This window comes from Metabacillus malikii (assembly GCF_030813355.1).
Lineage (GTDB): Bacteria > Bacillota > Bacilli > Bacillales > Bacillaceae > Metabacillus > Metabacillus malikii.
Window position 1 is genome coordinate 68,888 of sequence record NZ_JAUSUD010000002.1, and the last position, 17,794, is coordinate 86,681.

Annotated in this window: 20 protein-coding genes; 14 read left to right on the forward strand and 6 right to left on the reverse strand. The window is 35.3% G+C overall.

Going from position 1 to position 17,794, the window contains the following annotated elements; genetic code table 11:
• Positions 1-193: 193 nt before the first annotated feature.
• The 8 genes from J2S19_RS02605 to J2S19_RS02640 all read left to right on the forward strand — a co-directional run bounded on the left by J2S19_RS02605 (position 194) and on the right by J2S19_RS02640 (position 8,851).
• Positions 194-1,060, forward strand: coding sequence for a cation diffusion facilitator family transporter (locus J2S19_RS02605; protein WP_307336790.1), 867 nt, complete (start codon positions 194-196; stop codon positions 1,058-1,060).
• A 76-nt stretch (positions 1,061-1,136) separates the two neighbouring features.
• Entirely contained in the window at positions 1,137-1,382 is a 246-nt protein-coding gene (locus tag J2S19_RS02610; protein WP_307336791.1) for a hypothetical protein, read from the forward strand.
• An 879-nt stretch (positions 1,383-2,261) separates the two neighbouring features.
• Positions 2,262-2,534 carry a YhdT family protein gene (locus J2S19_RS02615; protein ID WP_307336795.1) on the forward strand — a complete coding sequence of 91 codons (273 nt, stop codon included), beginning with the start codon at positions 2,262-2,264 and terminating at the stop codon, positions 2,532-2,534.
• Positions 2,531-3,955 carry a sodium/pantothenate symporter gene (panF, locus tag J2S19_RS02620; protein ID WP_307336799.1) on the forward strand — a complete coding sequence of 475 codons (1,425 nt, stop codon included), beginning with the start codon at positions 2,531-2,533 and terminating at the stop codon, positions 3,953-3,955. Before J2S19_RS02615 ends, panF begins: the two co-directional genes overlap by 4 nt.
• Positions 3,956-4,196: 241 nt before the next feature.
• Positions 4,197-5,237 (forward strand): flavin-containing monooxygenase, encoded by a 1,041-nt coding sequence (locus J2S19_RS02625; RefSeq protein WP_307336802.1) that lies wholly within the window; start codon positions 4,197-4,199, stop codon positions 5,235-5,237.
• A 266-nt stretch (positions 5,238-5,503) separates the two neighbouring features.
• Positions 5,504-5,809: a heme exporter protein CcmD gene (locus tag J2S19_RS02630; protein WP_307336805.1), complete on the forward strand. Its 306-nt coding sequence runs from the start codon at positions 5,504-5,506 to the stop codon at positions 5,807-5,809.
• Between the two features lie 113 nt (positions 5,810-5,922).
• Positions 5,923-6,363 (forward strand): cell wall hydrolase, encoded by a 441-nt coding sequence (locus J2S19_RS02635; protein WP_307336809.1) that lies wholly within the window; start codon positions 5,923-5,925, stop codon positions 6,361-6,363.
• A gap of 376 nt (positions 6,364-6,739) precedes the next feature.
• A complete protein-coding gene (locus J2S19_RS02640) occupies positions 6,740-8,851 on the forward strand; it encodes a penicillin-binding protein (protein ID WP_307336811.1) in 2,112 nt (703 codons plus the stop codon).
• Between the two features lie 94 nt (positions 8,852-8,945).
• Here the strand turns inward: J2S19_RS02640 and J2S19_RS02645 are convergent, their stop codons facing one another.
• Together J2S19_RS02645 and J2S19_RS02650 are read right to left on the reverse strand one after the other, a co-directional pair.
• The gene (locus J2S19_RS02645; RefSeq protein WP_307336814.1) at positions 8,946-9,128 is read right to left on the reverse strand and encodes a hypothetical protein; all 183 of its coding nucleotides are present in this window, start codon (positions 9,126-9,128) and stop codon (positions 8,946-8,948) included.
• A 166-nt stretch (positions 9,129-9,294) separates the two neighbouring features.
• Positions 9,295-9,891, reverse strand: a complete 597-nt coding sequence (locus tag J2S19_RS02650) for a YczE/YyaS/YitT family protein (protein ID WP_307336817.1) — start codon at positions 9,889-9,891, stop codon at positions 9,295-9,297.
• Positions 9,892-10,066: 175 nt separating this feature from the next.
• On the opposite strand from J2S19_RS02650, the gene J2S19_RS02655 reads away from it, so the two are divergent.
• A complete protein-coding gene (locus J2S19_RS02655) occupies positions 10,067-10,552 on the forward strand; it encodes a GNAT family N-acetyltransferase (protein WP_307336821.1) in 486 nt (161 codons plus the stop codon).
• Between the two features lie 51 nt (positions 10,553-10,603).
• On the opposite strand, the gene J2S19_RS02660 is transcribed toward J2S19_RS02655, so the two are convergent.
• A complete protein-coding gene (locus tag J2S19_RS02660) occupies positions 10,604-11,014 on the reverse strand; it encodes a GNAT family N-acetyltransferase (protein ID WP_307336825.1) in 411 nt (136 codons plus the stop codon).
• Positions 11,015-11,223: 209 nt separating this feature from the next.
• Here J2S19_RS02660 and J2S19_RS02665 point away from each other — a divergent pair, with 209 nt between their 5' ends.
• Positions 11,224-11,385: a hypothetical protein gene (locus J2S19_RS02665; protein WP_307336828.1), complete on the forward strand. Its 162-nt coding sequence runs from the start codon at positions 11,224-11,226 to the stop codon at positions 11,383-11,385.
• A 908-nt stretch (positions 11,386-12,293) separates the two neighbouring features.
• Here J2S19_RS02665 and J2S19_RS02670 read toward each other — a convergent pair.
• The 3 genes from J2S19_RS02670 to J2S19_RS02680 all read right to left on the reverse strand — a co-directional run bounded on the left by J2S19_RS02670 (position 12,294) and on the right by J2S19_RS02680 (position 14,892).
• Positions 12,294-12,920 (reverse strand): FMN-dependent NADH-azoreductase, encoded by a 627-nt coding sequence (locus tag J2S19_RS02670; protein ID WP_307336831.1) that lies wholly within the window; start codon positions 12,918-12,920, stop codon positions 12,294-12,296.
• Between the two features lie 97 nt (positions 12,921-13,017).
• A complete protein-coding gene (locus tag J2S19_RS02675) occupies positions 13,018-13,452 on the reverse strand; it encodes a MarR family winged helix-turn-helix transcriptional regulator (RefSeq protein WP_307336834.1) in 435 nt (144 codons plus the stop codon).
• Between the two features lie 285 nt (positions 13,453-13,737).
• The gene (locus tag J2S19_RS02680) at positions 13,738-14,892 is read right to left on the reverse strand and encodes a S8 family peptidase (protein WP_307336836.1); all 1,155 of its coding nucleotides are present in this window, start codon (positions 14,890-14,892) and stop codon (positions 13,738-13,740) included.
• Between the two features lie 322 nt (positions 14,893-15,214).
• Between J2S19_RS02680 and J2S19_RS02685 the strand changes: the two genes are divergently transcribed.
• The 4 genes from J2S19_RS02685 (at position 15,215) to J2S19_RS02695 (ending at position 17,757) form a co-directional block, all read left to right on the forward strand.
• Positions 15,215-15,736: a DinB family protein gene (locus J2S19_RS02685; protein WP_307336839.1), complete on the forward strand. Its 522-nt coding sequence runs from the start codon at positions 15,215-15,217 to the stop codon at positions 15,734-15,736.
• 80 nt (positions 15,737-15,816) lie between these two features.
• Complete coding sequence (locus tag J2S19_RS02690) at positions 15,817-16,611, forward strand: sporulation protein (protein WP_307336841.1); 795 nt, start codon at positions 15,817-15,819, stop codon at positions 16,609-16,611.
• Between the two features lie 175 nt (positions 16,612-16,786).
• The gene (locus J2S19_RS23655; protein ID WP_370875039.1) at positions 16,787-16,945 is read left to right on the forward strand and encodes an HAD hydrolase-like protein; all 159 of its coding nucleotides are present in this window, start codon (positions 16,787-16,789) and stop codon (positions 16,943-16,945) included.
• Positions 16,946-17,130: 185 nt separating this feature from the next.
• Positions 17,131-17,757 carry a DUF421 domain-containing protein gene (locus tag J2S19_RS02695; protein ID WP_307336846.1) on the forward strand — a complete coding sequence of 209 codons (627 nt, stop codon included), beginning with the start codon at positions 17,131-17,133 and terminating at the stop codon, positions 17,755-17,757.
• Positions 17,758-17,794: the final 37 nt, after the last annotated feature.

The following is a 17,794-nucleotide window of genomic DNA, read 5'->3' on the forward strand; positions in this document are numbered from 1 at the left end:
ATATATCAGGTTTGTGGGGTCTGACTTTTTAGTTTGAATAAACCTCTTTTCCTATGAGCGATGATGTTGCATATATGAAAATGTTTTTGCCATCTATTACTAGTATAGCGGAGTGAAACAAGATTGCTGTAGACCCACTCGCTTTTTGCTTGTTATGATGTTCAAGTAATTGGAAATGTGGAGGCTTAGTGATATGGAACAGAAAGTAAACGAATTAAAAATGGGTGAGCGTGGAGTTATCGTAAGCATTATTGCTTATATCGTCTTATCTGCTTTAAAGCTAATCGTCGGGTATATTGGACATTCTGAAGCATTAAAGGCTGATGGGTTAAATAATGCAACAGATATTATTGCATCAATTGCGGTATTAATTGGACTTAAAGTATCGCAAAAACCAGCTGATAAAGACCATCCATATGGACATTGGAAGGCAGAGACCGTTGCTTCAATGGTTGCCTCGTTTATTATGGCAGTTGTCGGGATACAAGTGTTATTTGATGCATTACGTTCAGTTTTTACTAAACATGACCAAGTGCCTGATATGATTTCAGCGTGGACAGGGCTTTTCTGCGCAATTGTTATGTTTCTAGTCTATCGGTATAATTCGAAATTAGGTCGGAAAATCAATAGCCAAGGCTTATTAGCAGCTGCAAAAGATAATTTATCAGATGCTTTAGTAAGCATAGGAACTGTGATTGGAATCATTGGTTCACAATTCGGCTTACCATGGCTCGACCCAATTACAGCAGTACTCGTCGGAATCATAATTTGTAAAACTGCCTGGGAAATATTCCGAGATGCCTCACATCATTTAACGGACGGCTATGATACAGAGAAAATGCATGCATACAAACAAACAGTATTAACAATTTACGGTGTAAAAGGTGTAAAGGATATAAGAGCAAGAAATTATGGAAACAATTCTGTCGTCGATATTGTCATCCTCGTTAATTCAACGCTAGGAATTAAGGATGCACATGATATCTCTACCGAGGTAGAAAATGAATTGAAGAAAAAGCATGGTGTATATGATGTAATTGTTCATGTTGAACCAAATTAACCATGAATAGATTCGAATTAAACGTACAAGATAAACATTGATAACGAGAGATTTCTGACTAATTGGAGGGTTGAAGATGGAAAAAGACCAACAAAAAACATTACAACAGGCTCAAGATGAGGTTCGTTCTGCCCATCAACAATTACAAACAGAAAATCAACAACTATTGCAAGCTAGTCAACAGGTTCAAACAGAAATCCATGAGCTAAAAGTAGCACAACAGCGTGTGAAGGATGAACAATTAGATGTATTAAATGCACAGCAAAATCTCCAAAGAGCACAGCAAACTGCAATGGAGCTTCAAAATAACCTAGAAAACTGAAAAAGCGAAGAGGCTGGGACAGCTGGGACATAACAAAAACCCTAGTAAAATTATACAAATAATCATAGTGTGAAAAAACATTATGAAAACAGTATATTTACTAAGGGTTTTATTGTATATGTCACATTAATCAGAAGGTTGAGTTGTTGTTTCTAGACTACTTTTGGATACGTGGGAGAGGTAGACGACACAGGTGTATACCCCGAGGGGCGTTCTTCGTAAGTCTAATAAAGACCAAAATAAGTAGAGGATATTTACTAAACCGTCTTTATAAGTTCAATGAAGGAGAAAATGAAACGAAGTCAGTTGCAAAATCGTCTTCATAAATTCGATGAAGGAGAAAATGAAACGAAGTTAGTAGCAAAATCGTCTTCATAAGCTCGATGAAGGAGAAAATGAAACGAAGTTAGTAGCAAAATCGTCTTCATAAGCTTGATGAAGGAGAAAATGAAACGAAGTTAGTAACAAAATCGTCTTCATAAGCTTGATGAAGGAGAAAATGAAACGAAGTTAGTAGCAAAATCGTCTTCATAAGCTTGATGAAGGAGAAAATAACTCGAAGTCAGTAGCAAAACCGTCTTCATAAACCCTAGAGCATAGTTAGCACCAAAAATGCTTACGTAAACTGATGAAGGCGAAAATTAACACTCCCCGCGGTAAGTGAGTACTGGAAGAGGAGACCAACCCAAAACGCCAGCCATGCATAAAGCAACATTGTCTACGAAAACAGCCTTGTAAAATGTTACATACAAGCAAACTCTACTAAAATCCATGCTTACAATCAATAGAGAGTTATGTTCATTTCTTTCCAAAATAATTAACTTCTGGTATTGTATGAGAAGAAAAAAATGAATAGATTGAACAGTAGGTGAATGTCTGATGAAAGATAATCGATTTAAAATTGCTCATAAGGAAGCGAAAATTGGCATCATACTCGTATTAATAAATTTTATTTGGTGGTTTAGTTTCGCTTATGGGTTTGGCTCAGGTGATCCCTTGGAATACCGGTACATACTTGGTTTTCCTGAATGGTTTTTTTATAGTTGTGTAATTGGCTTTCTATTAATGGTATTACTAGTATACATAGTTGTTACGTTTCTGTTTAAAGAGGTACCTTTTGAGCAGGATGAGGATGGGAGAGAAAACTCATGAATTGGTTTGTCATTCTCCCGTTACTCTTTTTTTTAGTTGTTATTTTTTATGTAGGCTTTTGGGCCAATAAATATGTGAAATCATCTAATTCATTTATACAAGAGTATTTTTTAGGTGGCCGACAGTTAGGCGGCTTTGTTTTAGCGATGACGATGATGGCCACGTATGGAAGTGCTAGCAGCTTTATAGGTGGACCCGGTGTTGCCTATGCAAGGGGCTTAGGCTGGGTACTATTATCAATGGCTCAATTAGCAACTGGCTATTTCGTCTTAATGGTATTAGGGAAAAAATTTGCGATTATGGCAAGGGAATACGAAGCGGTGACATTAACTGATTTTTTAAGGGCTCGTTATCAAAGTAAAACAGTAGTTATTTTATCCGCGTTAAGTATCATTGTATTTTTATTTTCTGCGATGGCTGCACAATGGGTTGGTGGTGCTAGACTTATCGAGTCGTTAACAGGGTTGCCCTATACAACTGCTTTGTTTATTTTTGCAATTTCTGTGCTCATTTATGTCATTATTGGTGGTTTCCGTGCGGTTGCTTTAACAGATGCTGTACAAGGAGTCATTATGTTTGCTGGAACAGCCATTTTATTAATTGCAACGATTATAGCTGGCGGTGGTATCCCGAACATTATGGCAGACCTCGTAGGTGAAAATCCGAACTTAGTTTCACCCTTTGGGGCAGAGCAGGATTTAACACCACTATACGTATCAAGCTTTTGGATACTTGTAGGTGTGGGGGTAATTGGACTTCCACAAATAACGGTGCGTGCAATGTCTTATAAAGACTCAAAATCAATGCATCGTGCCATTATTATTGGAACGATTGTCATCGGCTTTATTATGCTGGGCATGCATTTAATAGGAGTTTTTGCTAGACCAGTAATCCCGGGAATTGAAGTAGGAGATAGCGTAATGCCTACTTTAACACTTACCGTTTTACCACCTCTGATTGCAGGGGTTGTACTAGCTGCTCCAATGGCAGCAATAATGTCGACAGTCGATTCTCTTCTCATATTAGTTAGTTCAGCAATTACAAAAGATATTTATTTAAATTACCTTAATCCTAACGCGACACAATCTCAAATTAAAAAAGTAAGTCTATCGGTCACTTCAATTATTGGAATCTTAGTCATTTTGTTTGCGCTTAGTCCACCAGATTTTTTAATTTGGTTAAATCTCTTCTCATTTGGAGGACTCGAATCTGTTTTTATATGGCCGGTTGTGTTTGGTCTTTATTGGAGTAAAGGTAATAAATATGGTGCAATTACATCAATGCTCGTTGGGATGAGCTCGTATATCCTTTTTGATAGGCTTGCGCCAAATGCTTTAGGTATGCACACAGTTGTTTTACCTATTTTGTTATCACTTATCAGTTATGTTCTCGTTAGTTTTATGACGCAACAAAAAAGCTAAATAAATTGTTCGAGCATCTCTGCTGTTTGTTTTATAGCGACAGAGATGTTTTTTATGTGCTTCACACAAAAAATGAGAAGTCTTTAGAACTAATAAAAGGGATGATACTGCAAAATTTAAAAAGCTCGATCCTCATTTAGTTCGAGTCTAGTCACAATATTTAAAAAGTTTATTGAAATGTATTTCAATACCGTCTAAAATTCATTATATGAACACATATTCATATTAGGTGGTGTTAATTTTGTACGATGTAATGATTATCGGTGCAGGTCAAGCGGGGCTTACAATTGGATACTATTTAAAACAGTCTAAGAAATCATTTATTATCATAGATAAAGCTAATGAAATCGGAGAAAGCTGGAAAAACAGATATGATTCATTAGTATTATTTACACCAAGAATGTATAGCTCCTTACCTGGAATGAAACTTGAGGGGGATGCACATCAATTTCCTTCAAAAGATGAAATCGCACAGTATTTAAAAAAATATGTAAAAAGGTTTGAATTACCTGTGCAGCTACAAACAGAAGTGAGAAATGTGTCTAAGCGAGATGGCTGTTTTCACATACATACAAGTCAAGGATATTTCCAATCTCGCAATCTGATAGTAGCCATAGGTCCATTTCAAACAGCAAATATACCTTCATTCGTTAAAAATCTATCACATTCAGTATATCAAATTCATACGTCCGATTATAAAAATCCCTCGCAGTTGAAAGAAGGGAATGTTCTTGTAGTTGGTGGAGGGAATAGTGGTGCTCAAATTGCTGTCGAGTTATCTGAAGAAAAAAATACATATTTAGCACATCGTAAAAAGCTTAAATTTTTACCTGTAACGATTCGCAAGAAAAGTATTTTTTGGTGGTTTGATAAACTTGGAATTTTGAAAGCAACGAATTCATCAATGCTAGGAAGGGTCATTCAAAAGAAAGAAGATATCATTTTTGGATATGAATTAAAACAGGCAATAAAAAATAATAAAGTAAATGTAAAGAATATGGTAATAGATGCAAAAAGGAACCGTGTTTTTTTCTCAGATGGCTCGCATCTTGATGTAGAAAATATTATATGGGCAACAGGATATAAATCTAGTATACCTTGGTTGGAAATAGATGGAGTTTTTGATGATTTAGGTAGAATAGTTCACCATCGAGGCGTCACAAATATTGAGGGCTTATTTTTTATTGGTTTGCCTTGGCAATACCGTCGTGGCTCCGCACTACTCCAAGGGGTTGGTGCTGATGCAAAATATATAGCTGATAGGGTTATGGTAGATAGATAGTTGTTGTGGAGTGTATTTTCAAATATGATAGGTGTCGATTTTTCATCTTTGGAAATTCTTCTCCACTTATTCCTTTAGTTTTTTTATATATAAATAGATACATAAAGTATAATGAAAGTATAGTGTGAACTACCAGTTCCTCTCTTTCTGTTAGGTAAGGAATAAATTTAAAATTGTAGATTGAAAGAAACAAACGATTATTTTTTTGGTAACAACGAACAAAAATATTACGGTATAATGAAAACGTTTTAAAAAGGGGAGGGAAAATGGGTGCAATACTTATAATTGTCGGTATCATCGTTTTTATTATTAGTGTAGCTACAGGTCTAACAACTGGCTCATTTTACGGATTTTTTATTTGGACATCCGTTGGTGCAACAATAACTACCTTATTATTTTCGATGTTTCAAATCATGAGAAACCAAGAAAAGATATTACATTCTTTTGCTCAAAGCGGTGAAATTTTAAGGAACAATCATATCATAAATAAACAATGCCAGAATTGTAAATATGAATATGGACTTTTGTTAAACTTCTGTCCGAATTGTGGCTATAGGGATGGAAGGAAGTAACTTAGATTATTTACTTATTTTTAATAATCTCTTACTAAGAAACATAAATTCTAATTGTCCAATATCATTAATAAGGGCTTCACCTCATACTATAGGTTGGAGAGGTGAGAAAATTGGCAAGAGTGAAATATAGGGATTCTGATATTGACTTAATGGCAAGGATGATGAGAGCAGAGGCAGAAGGAGAAGGCAAGCAAGGAATGCTTTATGTTGGAAATGTCATTGTGAATCGGCTCGTGGCAAATTGTTTAGATTTTAAAGATTTACGAACTGTATCACAAGTGATTTATCAAGTACAAGGTGGAAATTATTCGTTTGAAGCTGTTCAAAAAGGTAATGTCTTTTATCAACGGGCTAGATCAGTTGAAAAGCGATTAGCAAAGCAAAATTTAGATTATTGGCGGCAGCATCCGGGAAAGTTTGCGCTTTGGTACTTTAACCCATATGCACCATGTCCTCCAACATGGTATGGGCAACCTTTTGCAGGACAATTTAAAAATCATTGTTATTATGAGCCAAAAGCTGGAACATGTGAGGGAGTATATAGTGGTTGATGGTCATTCGTTAAATGATAAAGACAACGGTAGTTGATTCAAACCAGATAATGTGAAAATTATTTCAAAGGCAACTTTATAAGTCGCCTTTTTTTATTGTAGCTGCTTACCACAAGCAATAGAAATTTTTAATATAACATTTGTTGAAGATTGCAATTTCAGTGAATAGCGGCTTTATGTTTCTCTACCATGTTGAAAAATATTAATCAACATGGTAGATGCTTTATGGTAAAATTTAGATAGTTGTTATTTGGTTTTAATTGGAGCTAAGAACCGAATGTAGATATAGTTACTTAATAACTTAATAACTAGTATATAAAAGTGAAAAAATACTAAGATTCCCTAATAATATGAAAAATAATTAGTGAGGTTTTCTATGAAACTTAAAAAATCACCATTTATGAACCGAGGAGCAGGTATCCTTTCTCTTCTTTTTCTCGGGTTTTTTATCGTTATTTTAGCAAGGTTTTTTTATATCATGGTAACTGGTAACATTCATGGTGTGAATCTAGTAGATACTCGAGAAAAACTAATCACAAACCAAGAATTACTTGAGGGGAAAAATGGAGATATTTTAACACGAGACGGCAGCGTAATCGCAACAGATTCACATGTGTATACAATTGCTGCAATTATTAACCAAAATAGTGATAATCATGTGAAAGATATTCCTAAAACGTCTGAAAAGTTAGCATCAGTTTTAGACGTTGACAAGGAGAAAATTGAGCAAATGTTAACTGAAAATAAAAATAAATACCAAGTAGAGTTAGGGAATATCGGTAGAAATGTGAGTTTTTCACAGATGAAAGAGATAAGTGAGATGGAGTTACCGGGAATAGTCTTTACACCTGATTTGAAACGGATTTACCCCTTTGGTGATTTCGCTTCACATGTTGTCGGAATTACAAACTTCGATGGTGAAGGAATTTCCGGAATCGAGAAACAGTTTTCGAAAGATTTGGCTGGCAAAGACGGATACATAAAGGTTAAAAATGATAAACAAGGTCTAAGATTACCTACAGAAGAAATCGAATCAAAGCCACCGGTAAATGGGCATAACATTGTCACTACATTGGATACAAATATTCAAACGTTATTAGATGATTCGATGAACCAGGTTATAGAGGAATATGCACCCGAGAAAATAATTGGAATCGTAATGAATGCAGAAACTGGTGAAATTGTCGCAATGAGTAATCGGCCTTCTATTTATCCTAATGAAAATGGCGAGGTCAATTACTTGAACTATGGCATTTCTTATCCGTTTGAACCAGGTTCAACAATGAAAATATTTACGCTTGCTGCGGCAATAAATGATGGTGTTTATAATGGGAAGGAAAAGTATAAATCTGGAGCTATCGAGATTTCTGGAGAGACGATACATGACCATAATGATGAAGGTTGGGGAACGATTACTTTTAACAAGGGAGTAGAACTCTCCTCGAATGTCGCCTTTACGATTATAGCAAAGGATAAATTAGGGTATGAACGGTTTTATGAATATTTACATGAATTTGGCTTTGATAGCAAAACGGGAATTGATTTAAGTAGTGAGGAAAACGGTAAGCTGTTAAACAATTATCCAATTGAAAAGGCAACTACTTCATTTGGACAAGGCTCAATCGTGACACCGATCCAATTAGTAACGGCAGCCTCTGCAATTGCCAATGATGGGAAAATGATGAAGCCTTATATTATCAAGGGCATAACCGATGAGAAAGGGAAAACGGTTAAGGAGTTTACACCGTCTGTAATTAATGCTCCGATTACTGCAGAAACAGCATTAGCTACTAGAAAGCTGCTAACCTCAGTTGTCAATGATGGTACGGGAACACTATTCCAGCTTAATGATTATCAGGTCGCTGGAAAAACCGGTACTGCGCAAATCCCTGATGGTAAAGGGAAATACCAAACTGGCCGGAATAATTATATCTTTTCCTTTTTAGGGATGGCGCCTGTCGATGACCCGAAGCTAGTGGTGTACGTCGCTGTCGAAAAGCCAAACTTAAAACCGGATCAAATCGGGGCACAGCCTGTTTCAGAAATATTTAATTCTGTAATGGATTATGGATTAAAAAAGATGGATGCAACAGCTGATAAAGGTAAAGTAATAGGTGAGAAACAAAAATCGGCTACGATAAAACTACCTAATTACGAAAGTCACCAAGTTTCAGAAACTACAAAAGCAATTAAAGAAAATGGCTTGACACCAATTATTATCGGTAGAGGTACAGAAGTTGTAGAAACATTTCCTGGAAAAGATACAGAATTAATGGAAGGCTCAAAAGTATTAATAAAAACAACTGGAGAACCAACAATGCCAAATCTTAATGGCTGGAGTTTAGCTGATGTTATGAAGCTTGGAAAAATAGCGAATTTAAAGGTTACTCATAAAGGTGAAGGGTTTGTTAACATGCAAAGTATTGCACCTGATGAAGTTATAAAAGACAAGACGTTGTCGATTTCACTAACCAAGTCAGTTAATTAAAATTAACAGACTTCAAAGAGCTGGTCCCTCCATCCAAAAGATATAAAGGAATGTTTGTTCCATGTCTGGTGAAGGGCTGAACTCTAATCAATAGTTAAGAGGCATTATTTTTCCATTTATGTCGTATGCCGGCCCACTTTGTAAATAGAACAATGAAGTAAATGAAGCCACATACGATAATATTGCGAAACCAATCAACATTGCCATGAAAAATGAACTGATAAACAACCGAGACAACAAAATAGATTAAAGGGAAATGGAAGGTTTTCTTAAACATATGCAGCTCCTTTTTTGGATTATTGCAACTGAGTTGTTAGTTTCCCATAATTTAACTATACAGTATAATGAAAATATATCCAATTGCAACTATAAAAAAGAGTACTAATCATGATGTAATAGTACTCTTTTTATTTAGTAATAATATTTAATTAAAAACTGTTTATCTAGATTAACACCTTTTTGGCATAAGTATGACAAGCCTGAATAAACATCCCCAGTAGTAGGACAAATATTAAACTGCCCAATCCTACTGGTCCTCCAACTAAATACGCAATGACAAGTCCAATACCCTCTAATATCGTTCTCGCTATATTCATATTAATACCAAACCGTTCAACAAGTGCTAGCATTGTCCCATCATAAGGCATAGCTGGAAAGCTTGAAACGAGATAGACTCCTATCCCAACACCGATTAAAATGACAGCAAATAGAAAAAAGGCCCAGCGCGATAATAAAGAATAATTAACTAGGTCAACATTTCTTAAAAAGATTTCATAACAAATATCAAGGATAATCCCCCATAAGACAAACGTAATAACGGATTCAAAAGCTGGCCGTTTTTTTAATAAAAGGCTATTAATAAATAATAATATGATTTGTCCAATAATCATGCATGTTCCGATGGAGAGATGGAGTTTATCAGCTGAACCTGCGTAAAAAGCATCCCATGGTCCTGCACCAACATCTGTTTTAATGACTAAGCCTACCCCAGTACATGCAATAAACATTCCAACAATATAAAAGATGCTTTTTTTCAGCATAAATATCCTCCAGTTTGCATTAGTAAAACGCTTAAATTTCATTATAGAAATAAAATGAGGTAAGGTAAATAGCTTTTTCAGTGTACTAATTTTTGTACCAGACTAAAAGTATAGTATTATGAACTATATAAAAATATGAAACGAGCAACAAATTTATACATCAGGAGTGTGTAACATGCCAAATATCGAAACAGAAAACCTACGAATGATTACATTTACAAAAGAAATGATGAAGGCAATACTAGATGGAAAGATTGAAAGACTTCCTTATCATGCAGCGGAAGAATGGCCATTACCTGTATATTTACATATGTTCCAATATAAAATTGACCGCTTTACTACTTATCCATATGAAGAAAAGTGGGAGGGGATTATTATTCATAAGAATAATAAGCGAATTATTGGTGATATGGGATTTAAGGGCGGACCAAACAATGAAGGAGACCTTGAAATTGGATATAGTATCGTTCCGAGCTATCAAGGCAACGGATATGCAACAGAGATGGGAAGGGCGATGATAGAATGGGGGATGAGACAAGAGGGGGTTAAACGTATTACTGCTACGTGTGATTCAGATAATCTAGCATCTAAAAGAGTACTTGAAAAGCTAGGCCTTCATCATATTAAGGAAGACAAGGACACAATTTATTGGTCCTTGTAATCTATCGCTATATAATTTTACATAACGCTAAGGGATTGACACATATAACCCTTAGCGTTTTCGTGAGATTTTAAACCCGTTATCTATTTTATCAAAACCGATTTTAGGATAGTACTCCATGGCAGTAGGTGATGACAGAAGTAAAAGTGCTACCTCTTCTCCTATTTCTTCCTGGAGAAGACGAACGAGCTGCTTGCCAATTCCTTTATACTGATAAGTCTTGTCAACAGCTAAATCTGACAGATAGCAGCAGTAACTATAATCAGTTATCGCTCTGGCGATCCCGATTAATTTATGCTCATCCCATGCCGTAAATGTTATATCAGCATGCTCAATCATACGCTGTATCCTTGGGAGGTCATCTATAGGCCGTTTAATACCTGAGGACTTATATACACGTGCCACATCCTCAGCTGTTAGTGGAGCATTTAGTTTATAAGTGATACTTTCAATGATTTTCATTTGAATCCCTCCAGCAATTGTTGAAACCTATTTTAACTCATTTGAGATGCTGAGTGAACATTTTTTTTGTTACTCTTCGGGGATGCAAACGAATAAACTGTCCCACAAGAAGAAACGTGTAGAATTTGCCGGAAAAGCCATTTTATTGCCATTTCGTCTTCAATGTTGAGTATTAATGCTATCTTATTTTTAGGAGTGGAGAAGTCTTCATGGTGCAGATGAAGGTAATAGCAGAGGCTGGTCTTGAGAGAGAAAAAATCTCCACAAGTCAGATGAAGATCAAAACAATAACTGGCTTGAAGAAAAAAATCCTTACAACGTGGATGAAGACCAAAATAATAATGGAGCTTGAGAGAAAAGGTCTTCATTAAATAGATGAAGCCCAAAATGTTAATGGAGCTCAAGAAAAAGGTCTTCATAGGATGGATGAAGACCAAAACAATACCTGGCTTGAAGAAAAAAGGTCTTCATAAGGTGGATGAAGACCAAAATAATAATGAAGCTAGAGAGAAAAGGTCTTCATGAAATAGATGAAGCCCAAAATGTTAATGGAGCTAGAGAGAAAAGGTCTTCATAAGATGGATGAAGCCCAAAATGTTAATGGAGCTCAAGAAAAAAGGTCTTCATAGGATGGATGAAGACCAAAATAATCCCTGGCTTGAAGAAAAAAGGTCTTCATAAGGTGGATGAAGACCAAAATAATAATGAAGCTAGAGAGAAAAGGTCTTCATAAAATTGATGAAGCCCAAAATGTTAATGGAGCTTAAGAGAAAAGGTCTTCATAAGGTGGATGAAGCCCAAAACAATAATGGAGCTAGAGAGAAAAGGTCTTCATAGGACGGATGAAGACCAAAACAATAACTGCCTTGAAGAAAAAGGGTCTTCATAAGTCAAATGAACATCAATACATCAACGCTTTAAAGAAAAGGTCATCATCGTTTTTATGAAGGTCAATTCCAAGGGACTCTTTTTACAATTAGGCCTTCATGAATCGGGTTTATTTAGATATTACTTGGAAATATCTCATTTCATCGTTCCAATGTACCATGCTCCAAATAATACGACAGTTACTTGGGTTGAGGGATATATCCATTATAAGCTCATGGTGCAAAAAAGAGGGAATTCTGATGATTGCTCATTCAAAATTCCCTATCAGACCGAGTCAAATAAAGAAGGTAACTCTAGGTTCAGGACCCTCAGACAATAAATGCGAACGAATAAAAGTCATCCTACTTTATATTAACGTTTTTCGGAAATGGTCAAACTCTTTCCAAATTTATTAAAATTGTTTTGCTTCTGTCGCAGCTTTATCTAGGCCTTTCGCAATGATTGATTCAGCCTCTGCTGGATATTGATTGTGTCCTTCAATAATTACGGAAGTTATATTTTTTACACCCCAGAATGATAACATAGTATTTACATAATTAACGGCCATTTCAGTTGCTTGAGCTGGACCTTCAGAATAAACGCCACCTCTAGCATTAAGTAATGCCACTTTTTTATCTGGTAGTAAACCGATAGGACCTTCCGGAGTGTAACGGAATGTTTTCCCAGCCTGTGCTAAATAATCTAAATATGTGTGTAATACTGCGGGTACAGTGAAATTCCATAGTGGGAATGCAATGACAATTTTGTCAGCAGCAAGAAATTGGTTTAGATATTTATTAACTAAGTCAGTACCTTCCTGTTCAGCAGCTGTTAACTCATAGCCATTAGCAATTTTATACATACCATTAATTTTATCAACATCATAGTATGGTAGATTTTCAGCAAATAAATCTAATTCAGTTATAGTATCATTCGGATTTGCTTCCTTATAGTTTTCTAGAAATGTATGATATAGTTTCACACTTACTGCTTGTTCGATAGGACGAGAATTTGCTTTAATAAATAGTACGTTAGTCATGTTAAAACCTCCAGAAATTTGTTTTGAAAAAGGTTGTTGTAGCAACATTTTGAGATGTGTAAGTTGGTATAGCAACTAAAAGAGTGCACGTCCAAAATTATTGTGACTTTTGGACATTTTGACTAATCTTAGTTAGTAATCTTTCAAGCTCAATTAGCTCTTCTTTAGATAAACCATTGCTAATCTGCTCGTTAAATTCTTCCGAAATGGGGAGTATGATATCGCCGAGCGCTTTTCCAGTTTCGGTAAGGTGTAACGTAACAGACCGTCTATCGTTCTGACTTTCACTACGTCTAATGAATCCTTTTTTTTCAAGGCTTGCTGCCATTCTCGCGATGTTCGTTTTATCTTTATTTAGCTTTATCACAAGTTGCTGCTGTGTTAGCCCGTCATTTTCCAAAAGTAACATTAAAATAAGATTTTGTTCAGGGGCTATATTATAAGATTCCAATTTTGTTTTAATAAAATTGGTCAGCAATAAGTCTGTCTTATGTATCTTAATACTAATATAATCTTGAAATGAATATCTCATTGGAATCCCTCATTATATAGTTGCTATACATACTAAATTCAAATGCTAGTATATCTAGTCTTTGATTATATGTCAATGTAATTATATCTATTTTCACTTATCATTTATAAAACATGTAGTATTTCTTTTCGTCACATTTTGGGGTGATACTAGTTTACGTATTTAGCTGGAGTAGGGAGTTACCATCGTCAATAATTTCAATGGACTCCCGCCCCTTTCATTTCCAACAGGGTGCAAATTCACCCTTGTTGTAAATATTACCCCTTTTACAGGGAGGTAGTTAAATTAGTATCGAACTGCTCTGTTTGCATTAACTCTACCATAGAGCCAATATGTTCCAGTACCTTGTACTGGGTCTGAACTGTTTTGAATGACAGTACGGATTTGCGCGTTTCCGCGACCTTGACTAGCTAGGAGTGCAGCAACTCCAGCAACTTGAGGAGATGCCATTGATGTTCCGCTTAAATAAGCGTAGCGACCACCGATATACGTTGATAAGATGTTAGAACCTGGTGCACTAACATCAACCCAACGTCCATAATTAGAGAAGTTTGATTTTCGGTCAGATTCGTCAGTTGAGCCTACAGCGATAACATTCGAATAGTTTGCAGGATAAGTTGGAGTAGGAACACCGTCGTTTCCAGCTGCAGCAACTATCACAGCTCCTCGATTCCACGCATAGTTAACAGCACTTTGTAATGTAGAAGCACCTTGTGGGCCACCTAAACTTAAGTTAATAACTTGAGCACCTTGATTCGCAGCATAAATAATTCCGGCAGCAATATCACTCATTAATCCGTTCCCGCTATTGTCCAATACTCGTACCGGGATAATAGAAGCTAGTGGTGCAATTCCTGCGATGCCTCGAAGATTATTCGTAACAGAAGCAGCAATTCCTGCAACATGTGTGCCATGACCATTGCCATCATCAGGGTTATTATCGCGGTCTACAAAATCGTAGCCAGATAATAATTTGCTTTGAAGGTCAGGATGATTTAGCTGAACACCTGTATCAATTATTGCAATTTTTATAGATTGGTTACTTTGAGTAACATCCCAAGCGGCTGGAGTATTCATTTTTTGTGGGGCATATTGATAGGAGAAATAGGGGTCGTTCGGTACTACTGAAGCCTTATAAATATAATTAGGCTCTACGAAATCTATTTCTGATAATTTACTATACTTCTTTAACATTCTTTTAACATTTCTTTTTGATTCAATAACGTGAATACCTAATTCCTTATTCTCTTCAATCATCTTACACTTCATTCTTTTGTGAATTTCATCTATTTTTTCAAGCGGTGTATCGTCTAAAAATTTTACGATTAACTGCTTCTCTTTATATTCCTCAGCAGTATCTTCAGTTGAATTTCTCGAGATTAAGAAGCTAGTTAATAAGATTACAACAATTGCGACTGAAATACTAAGCCAAACCAACATTGAAAACCCTCCTATTTTTATAAGATTAATAACAATATATGTGGAGGGTTATAGGATGGTTGTACGTTCAAACTAGTAAATAACGATTTGTGCATTTGTTTAAATAATAGAGGAGAGTGTAATATTACCGGGGAAATACGACAAGAAGACAATTTGTTACGACAATTATTTCAAATAGGAAGGAAAATACTAACAATTTATCGAAAGGTTATTTTAGTATTATCACTTGCTGCTGTGTTGGGAGGATAGTTGCACCCTTTGCCAGACAGTCAATGTAAAGCAAAGCCTTGCAAAATCTATTAAAGAGCCGAGGAGGATGACAATGGAAAGACCTAGCGTGAATGAATATGATGACTATTTTAAGAGATATGTAGAATTAGTTCCTGACGGTAATATTTTTTCTCTCTTAAAGGAACAAATCAATGAAACGAAAAGGCTATTATCTAGTCTTTCAGAAGAACAGCTGCATTATCGCTATATGGATAATAAATGGAGTATTAAAGAAATTATTGGACATTTAACAGATGGAGAACGAATGTTATCACATTTATTACTATGTATTGCAAGAGGAGAAAACAGTTCATATGCGGGCTTTGATAAGGACAAATATATAATGAATGGCTCTTTTGATAATCTATCAATCGAATTATTGCTTGCACACTATCAAGCTGTTCGAACATCGACAATTGCTTTGTTAAATACACTAGGTAGTAACGTCTGGTTAAATCAAGGAATTGCTTTACATTCTCCAATAACTGTTCGTGCACTTGCTTGGATAATTGTTGGACATGAAATTCATCATCGAAACATCATTATAGAAAAATATATAAATAAGGAAATTTAATATTATCTGAAAATATGAAACCTTTCTCGATATTCACCGTACATAAATAGTAACAAATATGAAAAGGTGGTATTAGTGATATGTCCTTCTTTAAAAAAGTAATAACAAGTATCGGGATTGGTTCAGCAAGAGTAGATACTAAATTGTTCAGTCAGACAGTTACTCAAGGTGGGCAAGCTGAAGGGATTGTTGAAATTAGAGGAGGAGAAGTAGACCAGGAGATTGCTGCTATTAAGCTAAATCTCATGACATTGTATGGCCACGAGGATAGTGAACATTTAACAAATACATTAGTATATTCCTATAAAGTGAACGACCCATTTCTTATTAAAAAAGGTGAGCTTATGGAAATTCCGTTCACCTTCAAGGTACCGTTATACACTCCAATGACTATGAGGGATAATCGAACAGGGAGAAATGTGCCTCCTGTTTGGATTGAGACAGAATTAGATATTCGGAATGCGGTTGATCCAAAGGACCAGGATCATATATCTGTTGAGCCTTCTAAAGTATATGAAACGATATTAGATGCGATTAAAATAGTTGGTTTTAGGTTTAGACAAATGGAAAACCAAGCACCCCCACGATTTGTTAAAACAAGATTACCATATGTACAACAATTTGAGTTTCTCCCTACACATGGAAAGTATAAACGTAAACTAGATGAACTTGAAGTATATATCTTACAAGATGATGAAGAAACAACGATTTATTTTGAAATCGATAAAAAAACAAGGGGTGCAGTCGGTTCTCTATTAGAAAAATTGAATCTGGATGAGCATCATCGTAAATTGTCATTCTATAATCATGAAATTTTGTCAAATCGCAGCTACATAAGTGACAAAATTGAAGAAATGATTGATGAACTAGTATAATAATTTAGGAGTTAGCTAAATGAAACGAAAAGGCTATATATCATTGATTTAGTTGGAACACTTTACTTTAATGGCTACGAGATAGAAGGGGAATTTGATTTTATTATGGGTTAAAAAAGCAGGAAATCCCTTTCCTTCTTGCGACCCAAAATGACTAGCCTAACGACTTATTGCAATAGGTGATGACCTTGAAACAGATGTCTTAGAGGTGAACCAAAACGGACTTTTTTCAGTATTAGTTCAAACAGGTAATTATAAAGATAAACAGGAACTACGTGTGGATATTAAGCCTAATCTTAGTATTGATAGTATATCGACTTTATCAAAACGCTAAACACCTTTAAATGGTGTTTTTTTCTTTTCAGCGGTTTGTTCTTGTAAGTATAGTAAGTGTAATTATAATTTGGTTAATTCTACTAGAAAAGAGAAATTCAACTACATAACGATTATAAATCACCAAGTTCAGGGAATAGTATCCAATGAAGATTTAGTAATCTACATACAAGGTGTGTGAAGGGTATGGATTGGAATTGGATATGGAAGGCGATATTAATCGTCATTGCAGGTACATTTCTATTACGAGTTGCTGGGAGAAAGTCAATATCACAAATGACTTTGGCACAGACAGTCATTATGGTTGGGATTGGTTCGTTACTAATCCAGCCCGTTGCGGGTAAAAATTTAATGACTACATTTGTCGTAGGAGCTACTTTGGTGAGTACTTTAGTTATTATCGAATTTTTACAATTGAAAAATGATAAAATTGAAAAGTTTATTACCGGTAAATCAAAAGTTATTATCGAAAACGGCAAAATAAATGAAAGCAATATGAAGAAAATGCGCTTTACTGTTGACCAACTTGAAATGAACTTACGGCAAAAAAGTGTAAGTAAGATTAGTGATGTACACTGGGCTACTTTAGAACCGAACGGACAACTTGGAATTATTTTAAAAGAAGATGCACAACCCGTTACAAAAAAAGAACTAAAGAAGCTCGAAGAAAAGCTAGATTTTATTATAAATACGTATACGATGGTAAACGTTGTTCAGTCAACTACTATAGATACCCCGCAACATAAAGGAACACTATTTACAGAAGTGAAAAATAAAAAGCACGATAAAGAACCTCCAACACATTTACAATAATTGCTTAAATCCAGCATGTGCTTTTTCACATAAAGAT

Bases quoted from the DNA above. Each gene is read 5' to 3' on its own strand.
- J2S19_RS02660 (WP_307336825.1), bottom strand. From the start codon at position 11,014: ATGAAAATCATTGAAAGTATCACTTATAAACTAAATGCTCCACTAACA.
- J2S19_RS02655 (WP_307336821.1), top strand. From the start codon at position 10,067: ATGCCAAATATCGAAACAGAAAACCTACGAATGATTACATTTACAAAA.
- panF (WP_307336799.1), top strand. From the start codon at position 2,531: ATGAATTGGTTTGTCATTCTCCCGTTACTCTTTTTTTTAGTTGTTATT.
- J2S19_RS02640 (WP_307336811.1), top strand. From the start codon at position 6,740: ATGAAACTTAAAAAATCACCATTTATGAACCGAGGAGCAGGTATCCTT.
- J2S19_RS02605 (WP_307336790.1), top strand. From the start codon at position 194: ATGGAACAGAAAGTAAACGAATTAAAAATGGGTGAGCGTGGAGTTATC.
- J2S19_RS02615 (WP_307336795.1), top strand. From the start codon at position 2,262: ATGAAAGATAATCGATTTAAAATTGCTCATAAGGAAGCGAAAATTGGC.
- J2S19_RS02695 (WP_307336846.1), top strand. From the start codon at position 17,131: ATGGATTGGAATTGGATATGGAAGGCGATATTAATCGTCATTGCAGGT.
- J2S19_RS02685 (WP_307336839.1), top strand. From the start codon at position 15,215: ATGGAAAGACCTAGCGTGAATGAATATGATGACTATTTTAAGAGATAT.
- J2S19_RS02675 (WP_307336834.1), bottom strand. From the start codon at position 13,452: ATGAGATATTCATTTCAAGATTATATTAGTATTAAGATACATAAGACA.
- J2S19_RS02670 (WP_307336831.1), bottom strand. From the start codon at position 12,920: ATGACTAACGTACTATTTATTAAAGCAAATTCTCGTCCTATCGAACAA.
- J2S19_RS02690 (WP_307336841.1), top strand. From the start codon at position 15,817: ATGTCCTTCTTTAAAAAAGTAATAACAAGTATCGGGATTGGTTCAGCA.
- J2S19_RS02610 (WP_307336791.1), top strand. From the start codon at position 1,137: ATGGAAAAAGACCAACAAAAAACATTACAACAGGCTCAAGATGAGGTT.
- J2S19_RS02680 (WP_307336836.1), bottom strand. From the start codon at position 14,892: ATGTTGGTTTGGCTTAGTATTTCAGTCGCAATTGTTGTAATCTTATTA.
- J2S19_RS02630 (WP_307336805.1), top strand. From the start codon at position 5,504: ATGGGTGCAATACTTATAATTGTCGGTATCATCGTTTTTATTATTAGT.
- J2S19_RS02665 (WP_307336828.1), top strand. From the start codon at position 11,224: ATGGTGCAGATGAAGGTAATAGCAGAGGCTGGTCTTGAGAGAGAAAAA.
- J2S19_RS02650 (WP_307336817.1), bottom strand. From the start codon at position 9,891: ATGCTGAAAAAAAGCATCTTTTATATTGTTGGAATGTTTATTGCATGT.
- J2S19_RS02645 (WP_307336814.1), bottom strand. From the start codon at position 9,128: ATGTTTAAGAAAACCTTCCATTTCCCTTTAATCTATTTTGTTGTCTCG.